General features: G+C 51.3%; 7 protein-coding genes. 5 read left to right on the forward strand and 2 right to left on the reverse strand.

Going from position 1 to position 9,223, the window contains the following annotated elements:
• Nucleotides 1–57: 57 nt before the first annotated feature.
• Both DV872_RS14785 and DV872_RS14790 read right to left on the reverse strand, forming a co-directional pair.
• The gene (locus DV872_RS14785; protein WP_158546988.1) at nucleotides 58–1,575 is read right to left on the reverse strand and encodes a helix-turn-helix domain-containing protein; all 1,518 of its coding nucleotides are present in this window, start codon (nucleotides 1,573–1,575) and stop codon (nucleotides 58–60) included.
• On the reverse strand, nucleotides 1,568–3,241 hold the full coding sequence (locus DV872_RS14790; protein WP_147283178.1) for a sensor histidine kinase: 1,674 nt from the start codon (nucleotides 3,239–3,241) through the stop codon (nucleotides 1,568–1,570). Before DV872_RS14790 ends, DV872_RS14785 begins: the two co-directional genes overlap by 8 nt.
• On the opposite strand from DV872_RS14790, the gene DV872_RS26605 reads away from it, so the two are divergent.
• The 5 genes from DV872_RS26605 to DV872_RS14810 all read left to right on the forward strand — a co-directional run bounded on the left by DV872_RS26605 (nucleotide 3,240) and on the right by DV872_RS14810 (nucleotide 8,775).
• A complete protein-coding gene (locus DV872_RS26605; protein WP_158546989.1) occupies nucleotides 3,240–3,410 on the forward strand; it encodes a hypothetical protein in 171 nt (56 codons plus the stop codon). The genes DV872_RS14790 and DV872_RS26605 overlap by 2 nt on opposite strands.
• 185 nt (nucleotides 3,411–3,595) lie before the next feature.
• Entirely contained in the window at nucleotides 3,596–4,912 is a 1,317-nt protein-coding gene (locus DV872_RS14795) for a carbohydrate ABC transporter substrate-binding protein (protein ID WP_114630725.1), read from the forward strand.
• A 67-nt stretch (nucleotides 4,913–4,979) separates the two neighbouring features.
• The gene (locus DV872_RS14800; protein WP_199563490.1) at nucleotides 4,980–5,897 is read left to right on the forward strand and encodes a carbohydrate ABC transporter permease; all 918 of its coding nucleotides are present in this window, start codon (nucleotides 4,980–4,982) and stop codon (nucleotides 5,895–5,897) included.
• Nucleotide 5,898: 1 nt separating this feature from the next.
• A complete protein-coding gene (locus DV872_RS14805; protein WP_233516429.1) occupies nucleotides 5,899–6,744 on the forward strand; it encodes a carbohydrate ABC transporter permease in 846 nt (281 codons plus the stop codon).
• Between the two features lie 3 nt (nucleotides 6,745–6,747).
• Entirely contained in the window at nucleotides 6,748–8,775 is a 2,028-nt protein-coding gene (locus tag DV872_RS14810; RefSeq protein WP_114630726.1) for a hypothetical protein, read from the forward strand.
• The last annotated feature ends 448 nt before the right edge of the window (nucleotides 8,776–9,223 follow it).

Raw genomic sequence — 9,223 nt, forward strand, 5'->3', positions numbered from 1 at the left:
TTGTAAATGCCCTTCTTCACAGAAGGAATCGAGGATATTGTCTGATTAATGCACTATTCAGCCCAGCTGCCCGATCATCTGAATATAGTCGGTGGGGTTTATGCCGTAAAGCTTATTGAACAGTCGGTTGAAGTAGGAGGGGGTGTCGTATCCTACCATGAAGGAGACCTGTTTGACTGTGTTGTCCTTAATCAGCAGCAGCTCCTTTGCCTTCTCCAGCTTGATCAGATTGATATACTGTATGATGTTGATCCCGGTTTCGGCCTTGAACAGACGGCTGATATAGTTCTCCGAGATATTGATGCTGCTGCTCAACACAGACAGTGTGATCCGGTGCTCCAGATTAGCTCGGATAAAGCGGTCGATCCGGAGAATCTCTCCCCGGCAGGTAGTTTCGGAAAAGTCGATCTTGTTGCTGCGGATCTCATCCGCCTTGGCTTCGATGGCTTGCCTGTACTGCTCCAGAGTGGCTGGACGGGCAGCAGGTACCTGTTCCTCTTCGGAAAACCAGACTCCGTAGTCCATATGGAGCAGTCGGAGGATGGAGCGGAGGAGGCGGGTGGCTGTCCCGGGGCAGATCCGCTCTTTTCTACAGTGTTCCACCGTATCACGAATGTACTGTTTCGCCTCTTCATAACGGTACTCGTTGATCAGGTGGGTAAAGTCTGCGTAGATTTTTTTACCCTTCAGATCTCCGGGGAAGAAGGAATCGGCGCTGTTTTCCCGGATCAGGGTCTCAAAGCCGTCGTAGAGAACCGATTGGGCAGCTGTGCGGCAGCGGGGCAGGACTGCATCCAGATCTTCTGATCCTCCCAGAGGAGAGGTGAGTACGAATCCGCATTCTGTATTCATGTAGAGTCTGACCAGTTTCCGTATCTGCAGAAGAGTTCGGTTCTCCGGTTCTATCAGCTCGGCGGCGAACTTACCGGGAAGCAGGATGAGCAGAACATCGGGAGCGATGGGGATCAGGCTGCTCTGCAGTTCCTTTGCCGCCTCGCTCACTACATTTCTCAGGGTGCCCGAGGGGATGTCCAGTGGATCGCTGTTCAGGAAGGAGGGGAGGAAGGTGTATAGGCCGAGGCAGGACTCTGAGAGGTCGAAAGGGGTCCCCGGATCGCTAATATGCCGACGGAGGCGTTCCATGTCTTCTTTTTCCGGTCCCGGCTGCTTTGTTTCCGGGAGGACAGAGCTGCGGCGGCTGTCAAGCTTTGCCTTCGCCTTTCGGACCGCATTGCCCATAATCTCGACGGAGATATCCGTTTTGATGATATAATCCAGAACCTCATTGTGCAGTGCCTCGATGGCGTAGTTGAAATTCTGGTAGTTGGTCAGAATTATGAACTCTCCGTCAAAACCTGATTCCCGTGCCGAGCGGATCAGATCCAGTCCATCTATGCCGGGCATGACTATGTCGGTAATTACAAGATCGGGGTTGTGAAGCCGGATTGTTTCCAGGGCGGCTGCACCGTTATTTGCGGCATCGCAGATCTCATAGCCTTCGGACTCCCAGTCAACCATGGTTCTCAGTGCGACCCGGACGATCTTTTCGTCGTCCACAATGACCGCTTTATACATGTTGTGCTCCTTCGACCAATTCCCAGCTATAGGCGATACGTACCGTGGTGCCTTCTCCAGGCCGGCTCTCGAGGCTGAATCTTTGGGATTCACCATACTGCAGTCTCAGCCGTTCCCTCACGTTTTCCAGACCGATACCCGAGAATTTACTGCTTTTAAACCGGTTGGTACTCCGGTCTATCTTTTCTTCGGGATCGAAACCCCGACCGTTGTCTGAAATGGTTATCACAGTCATCCCCTCCCGCATGGTAGCGTGTAGGGTGATACGGATATCGCTGTCGTCGTCTTTCAGGCCGTGGATAACAGAGTTTTCCACGATCGGCTGGAGCAGCAGTTTCATGATCTTTGCTCCCGTAATCATGCCGTCCAGGGAGACGCTAAAGTCAATGCAGTTGCCGTAGCGGATGGCCTGTATGGTCAAGTAATCCCGGATGTTCTTCACCTCCTGTTCCATTGATATGACTGGTTTGTTGCTGACAATGGAATTCCGCAGCAGGTGGGAAAGGGCTGACAGACCGTCGCTCACAGACGAAGCGTTACTCATGGTGGCTGCGAAGCGCAGACTGTCCAGGGTGTTGAACAGGAAGTGGGGATTGATCTGTGCCTGAAGCATCTTCACCTCGGCTTTTCTCTTTTCAATCTGTTCTCCCTCAACCTGAGTGATGAGATCCTTTACCTCCAATACGACATTGTTGTACGCCTTGGCCATATATCCCAGTTCATCGTCCGCCTCATCGGCCAGGGGGGTGTCAAATTTCACGGTTGATGCCCGATTTACTGAATTGACCAGGGCATTCAGGGGCTGGGTTATGCTTCTGATTATAATATGGGAAATTCCCAGGCAGATCCCCAGCAGGAGGGCCGCCATCAGGATGGTGGTCCACAGGATGCTCTCTGCAGAGAGATAAAGGTCTGTATAGGGTATGTAGGACACCACGGTCCAGTCCAGATCGGGATCCCGGAAATAGCAGATGAACTGTTTCTTGTCCCCGGTGAAGCGGGTTATGGAACCGGTCTGCTCGGCGGTTGTGATGGTCTCAATGACTGTCTGATCCAGCTGACTGCTTGTGTCCTCTCCATAGTGGAATGTGTTGCCGAAGGGGTCGATCAGCATCAGTTGCAGCCGGTCGTAGCCGGTGAATCGGATCTTCGGATTGTTGATCAGCGCCATATCGATTGTCAGAAGCAGGTAGCCCTGGGCTTCCAGAGTCCCGATATGAATGATTTTGCGGGAGAGGTGAATCACCGGCCGTCCCTTTCTGTCTGAGAAATACCAGAGTTCATTCCGGCTGCTGTTCTGGATTTTCAGGAAGTCTTCGTTAAGGATTTCCGGGTGGATGTATCGGTGAGAGAGGGAGTATATCTGAGTGTTGTCGGGGGTGACCAGCCTGGTGTCTTCAATGTATTCCAGCATATTGACTTTCAGTCTGACCGCCCTGGCTATTTCCCTGATCATATTGTTCTTCTCACTGTCATCCAGGGACTCGAAATCCCGCAGGGCTGTCCGTAGTAGGGGGTCCACCAGGAGTTCATCCACGAAGTTACGGCCCCGGTCGCTGCTGAGCCTCAGATTCTGTTTGATCAGCCCCATCATCTTTATGTTATATTCCATTGCCGTCCGGACGACGGCGGAACGGGCCTGGGAGTAGGCGAAGAGATTGGCCATGAGAATCGGCACTATGCTGCCCAGAAAGACCAGAAGGAGGATGCGCCGGGAGATGGGAACTCTGCGTATGAATTTACGAACCTTTAAATTTATCAGCTGTACCGCCCTGAAATGCAGTGAAATATGCGATAGTATACATCCTTATCAGTCGGGAGCAAGAATTTTTTAACCGGATTGAAGTGAATTAAATCCCTTAGCGCAGGATCCGACAAGGATCGGGATGAATAGTGCATCTGGAGGGAAGTCTCTCCCTGAAAAGTGAATCAACTTCTCCGCTTAGTCGATTTCCAGGCCACTGGATGGATCATATAATAAACACAGTTCCGCACATCGGAACAAAGGAGAATAGTTGAAATGAAAAAACTTTTATTACTGTTTTTAACACTCATCATGTCCGTGTCCATGGCATTCGCAGCCGGTTCACAGGACGACGCAGCAGGTCAGTCGGAAGGCACTGTCCTCGAGATCGCCGTATTCGAAGGTGGATATGGACGGGCCTACTGGGACGCTGTAGCCACTGCCTTTGAGGAAAAAAATCCTGGTGTTACCGTCAATGTCACTGCAAACCCCGAAATCGGCGATATCATCCGCCCCAATATCCTGGCAGGCAATCCCCCCGATTTCATCTATATGTCCACCAGCAATAACTCCGGTGTCGCCCAGGCTCTGATCAAGGACCGGGCCCTGGTGGATATCACCGACGTGATTGACGGCCTTCGAGAGCGCATCCTCCCCGGTTTTCTCGACAATTCCCTCTGTCAGCCCTACGGCGACGGAAAGGTCTATCTGGCACCCATGTATTACTCTGCCATGGGGTTGTGGTACAACAAGAACTTTTTCGAATCCAACGGTCTGACAGCTCCCGTCACCTGGGATGACTTCTTTGCCCTGGGCGAAAAAGCGAAACAGCTGGACCGCTCTCTCTATACTTATCAGGGAATCTACCCCTCCTATAACGAGAGTCTGATCTATCCCGCCATCGCGGCCGCCACCGGTCTTGAGGGATTCACTGACTGTGCCAACTACGAAGCCGGCGCCTGGACAGATCCTGCCATCCGCAGAGTATTGGATAACATCGCCCGCATAGGAATCGATGAGTATCTGATGGAAGGTACCGTGGCCCTTGATCACACTCAGGCTCAGAGCGAATGGCTTCTGGGCAACGCCCTGCTCCATCCCAACGGCGCCTGGGTCGAAGGTGAAATGGCAGACGCTCCCCGGGAGGATGGATTCGAGTTTGGTTTCTGTGCCCCTCCCGTTCTGGATGCGAATGAGGATAAGTATGTCTTCTCCACCTTTGAAGAGATCTACATCCCTGCGGCAGCCAGAAACGTCGAACTGGCCAAGAAGTTCCTGGCCTTCCAGTATTCCTATGAAGCCATCGAGCTGAATGCAAAACTGGCCAAAGGTGTACCCCCCGTGGTTGGGGCCGCCGAATTTCTCAAGGGAACTGTCTCTCCCGCCACCTATGAGTCCTATCAGATCTTCACCAAAGGGTATCAGCCCCTGCTGGGACAGCCTTTCGGAGTGGTTGCAGAAACCTCCCTGGTTCCCCGGGATGAGTTCTTTAACCAGCTCGGCGATATAATGACCGGCAAGAGATCGGTCGACCAGTGGATAGCACACACCGAAGAGGTAAGTGAACAGGTCAAGGACCATCTGGTTAAATAATCCAACAGTTCTTTGAATAGGAGCGGGAAATTTCCTGCTCCTTTCATCCCTAAAGGTAATAATAAAAGTGAAAACTCTGAATCGAACAATCAAGGGTCAGACGAAAGGGGAGTGGCGCCGCCGGGGATTTCTGGCCTACTGCATTCTGCCATCTCTCATTCTTTATCTGACCTTCATGATCTATCCGACCTTAAACGTCTTTGGAAATTCTCTATTCCACTGGAGCGGTCTGTCTCCCAACAAGCGCTTTGCCGGTCTGGAAAACTTTGCCAATCTGATGAATGACCGTGTATTCTGGCTTGCCTTCCGTAATACCATTTTTCTGATGTCGGTGGTAACGGTTATCACTATGGCTCTTTCCCTCTTTCTTGCTTTCTTTTTGACCAAAACAAGGCTGAAAGAGAGGAATGTCTACAGGACTTTGTTCTTTTTTCCCAACGTCCTGTCCTTTGTTGTAATTGGTACTCTCTTTAAAAACATCTATGCTCCCAGTACGGGGATTCTGAACAACCTGCTTAAGCTGTTTGGGCTCGACTCCTGGTGCCATGCCTGGCTGGGGGAGTCGGGAACCGTTCTTTGGGCCATCGCGGCCGCCATGATCTGGCAGGCCTTCGGATACTATATGGTTATGTACATCGCCGGCATGGATTCCATTCCCCGGGATGTGTACGAGGCGGCGGACATCGCCGGTGCATCGAAGTTCCGTCAGTTCTTTGCCATCACCGTTCCACTGACCTGGGAAATCATCCGTGTGACACTGGTGTTTTTCATCGCCTCCACACTGTCCACAAGCTTTCTTGTGGTCAGTGTCATGACCAATACCAGTCAGAACTACAGCAGCGAGGTGCTGCTTTCTTATATGTACCGCCAGGCCTTCACCAATGCCAACTTCGGTTACTCTATGGCTGTGGCGGTATTCATTTTCCTGTTCTCTCTGTTTCTGGCTATCGTCGTCAACATTTTGACTGGTAAAAAGGAGAACTGATGTGAATACGGCTAAAGTAAAACGTATAATCTATGACAACCTGATGCGGATTGTGATGCTTCTGATTAGTATCATTGTGGCGGGGCCGATTCTCTGGGCCTTTATCACCTCTTTTAAGACCAGTGCAGAATTCCTCCGCTCCCCCTGGATACTGCCGGCAAAACTCCAGTTTGTAAATTATGTCAACGCCGTACAGAAGGCACATATGGGGCAGTACTTTATCAATTCCATTGCTGTTACCTTCGTCTCCCTGGCTTTTCTGCTCTTCCTGGTGGTTCCCGCCTCCTATGCCTTGGCCCGGCAACGGTTTTTCGGCTCGAAGATGATAAATCTGCTGGTACTGGCGGGGTTGTTTATCAATGCCAACTACATTGTGGTTCCCCTGTTCATCCTGCTTAAAAATTTAAATAGCCTGGATAACCGTCTCATGCTCTGTGCGGTCTACGCGGCGACGGCGATTCCTTTCAATGTCTACCTGCTGTCGGGATTCATGAAGGGGATCTCCAGGGAATACGAGGACGCCGCCAATATAGACGGATGCGGCCCAATGATGATTCTCTACCGGATCATCGTGCCCATGGCCAAGCCCGGCCTGATCACCGTAAGCCTTTTTGGTTTTATGACCTTCTGGAATGAGTATATGCTGGCCCTGACCCTGCTGACGACTCCCGGAAAACGGACCCTTTCGGTGGGGCTGAAAAATCTGATGGAGATACAGAAGTACGCCACCAACTGGGGTGCCATGTTCGCGGGGCTGGTGATTGTCATGCTGCCCACCATGATTTTCTACGCATCAGTACAGAAAAAACTGACCGACGGCATCACACTGGGCGGGATCAAGGGATAGGATATGAGTAAATTTACATACAGTCTCCGGATAGGAATCTGTCCGGGATTTCACAGTGATGAAAAATTGGAAAATCTTGTCGGCTTTTGCCGCGAGGCGGGAATTGACGATATTCAGTTTCATATGAATATGGAAGAGATCAACCAGGGTCATCTTACGGTGGAAGAAACTGAACCCTGGCTGGAGATGATGAAGTCCTTCAAGGATCGGCTGAAAAAGGAGGGTCTCCTTTTTTCACTCAATCCCTGGACCACTACAGTTCATACTGACCGGGGACGGACACTCAAAACCGGCCAGGAATTCACAACCATGCGTGACTTTGAAGGGCAGAGCGCCGCTGTTGTTGCCTGTCCCCTGGACAGGAGCTTTCTGGACTACCTGACCGGGATGTATACCCGCTATGCAGAGCTCGGATTTGACATCCTCTGGGTGGAGGACGACTTTCGTATCCATAACCATGCTCCCCTGGCCTGGGGCGGCTGTTTCTGTGATGAGCATATGAAACGCTTTTCGGAAGCCGCGGGCCGGGAGCTGAACAGGGAGGAGTTTGTCCGGGAAATGCTTCAACCTGGGAAGGTCCATCCTTCACGCAAAGTCTGGCTCGATACCATGAGGCGGACGATGTCGGAGTTCTCTCATGCCATTGGCGAGGCGGTCCGCTCTGCAGCGCCCCGTACCAGAATCGGTCTGATGAGCAGCGCTCCCCAGGCCCACTGTGTGGAAGGACGGGACTGGAAGGCCGTAATGACGAACTTTTCCGGCGTAAATCGTCCTCTGAACAGGCCACATCTGCCCGCCTACCGGGAGATCGCCGGTCCGCGGTACTGCCTGGAATTTCAGCGTTATTCCCGCCTCACCGCCGCCTTTCTCTCTGCAGAGACGGAACTCTGGCCGGAGCTGGATAACTTTCCCCATACCACCTTCTCCAAATCCCACACTTTTGCCGCCTTTCAGATCGAGGCCTCCCTCGCTCTGTGCAGCGAGGGGATTACCATCAATATCTCTGATATGATCGGCAACGGCATTGCGGAGAGACAGAATAACCAGGCCTATCTGAAGAGGCTGCGCCCCTATCTGGACGGAGTGGCCCGGCTGGAGTTGAAACGGACCTGGGAGACCGGTGTCAGGGTCATGGTCGATCCCGACTCCTCCTATACCCTGAAGACTGACCGTACCGACACTCCAGATGGGCTGAGACCCTGGGAGACCTTCTGGGCCGAATACCTCTCCTCATTCGGAATAGCGAATGTGTACTGTCTCGATCCGAGGGTGACGGGACAGACTGTTGCTGTCGGCGGTCAGTACTTCCGGAATCTATGTGAGGATGATATCCGGCATCTCCTGGAGAACAATCAGGTTCTTCTGGACGGGGAGGCTGTTGATACTCTCCTGGATATGGGACTTCGGCATCTGCTGCCGGTGGAATCCTCCCAATGGCTGGGTCTCAACACCGGAGGTCACAGCTTCGAGCAGGTCTGCAACGGCAGGGTGTACCAAAGTCTGCCCCAGGCACGGATGTCCGCTCAGGCCATGTCGGAGACTCTGGAATCGGGTGATTGGTTGAAACTCTCCTATCATCGGGAGATGGAGGTCTTTACCGAGTTACGTTCTCCCGGGAATGAATACGCCGGACCCGGAATTGTGCGTAGGGATAATCTGATCATTTTTCCCTTTGGGAGAATCCGAGATGAATATCTTTTTCTGCTGAATCCCGTCCGGCAGGAAATACTGCAGGAGCTGTTGAAGGAGACTGGTCGTGCCGCAGTGGTTATGGTGAAGGATCTCCCCTATGTTACTGTTAATCACTTTGACAGTGGAGACAGTCAGGTCCTTCTGCTGACGAACTTCGGCTCCGATGCTCATGACCACATCGATCTGTTACTCCCCTTTGAGGCCGGCGAAGCCTGCCTGATATCCAGGGAATCAGGAGAGCCGGAACCGGTCCGGATAGTCAGGGCTGAGGAAGGGACCTGGCGGCTGGAGCATTCGCTTCAAGGCATGACAAGTCTCTGTCTCATTATAAAAGTATGACCTGGGAAGATACTATGTAATAACCTGTTACCCGGCATATTGTATCCCGGGTAACAGGGCTTTCTGATTTTCCGGGGTAAGACAGCCAGCAAGTAAAGCTATGGAAAAAAGAGCAGAGAACAACAATACGAACAGAACCCCCACAGCGATTCAAAAAAGTTATTAAATCTATGATTTTTATAGAATATCTATCTACAATTATTTTTTACACTGTACGAATTAATTGTAATAATTTAACCGTTACATCCTTAATTCATGTTTGTTTTTATGCATTTACGTATGAAAATCACTATACTATTACTATACTATTAACATCCAATATCACAGCTGTCCAAGATAATTTGAAAGGGGTTTTATAAAAGCCGATCTCCGTTTATTCTTAAGTCGACTAAAACAATACAACAAAAGGAAATCGGCTATGAGTCATCATACTACAACGTTTGGACAG

Source organism: Oceanispirochaeta sp. M1, assembly GCF_003346715.1.
Taxonomy (GTDB): domain Bacteria; phylum Spirochaetota; class Spirochaetia; order DSM-2461; family DSM-2461; genus Oceanispirochaeta.

Excerpts from the sequence above, each read along its gene's own strand:
- DV872_RS14785 (WP_158546988.1), bottom strand. The coding sequence starts at position 1,575 with ATGTATAAAGCGGTCATTGTGGACGACGAAAAGATCGTCCGGGTCGCA.
- DV872_RS26605 (WP_158546989.1), top strand. The coding sequence starts at position 3,240 with ATGAGAATCGGCACTATGCTGCCCAGAAAGACCAGAAGGAGGATGCGC.
- DV872_RS14790 (WP_147283178.1), bottom strand. The coding sequence starts at position 3,241 with ATGGCCAATCTCTTCGCCTACTCCCAGGCCCGTTCCGCCGTCGTCCGG.
- DV872_RS14795 (WP_114630725.1), top strand. The coding sequence starts at position 3,596 with ATGAAAAAACTTTTATTACTGTTTTTAACACTCATCATGTCCGTGTCC.
- DV872_RS14810 (WP_114630726.1), top strand. The coding sequence starts at position 6,748 with ATGAGTAAATTTACATACAGTCTCCGGATAGGAATCTGTCCGGGATTT.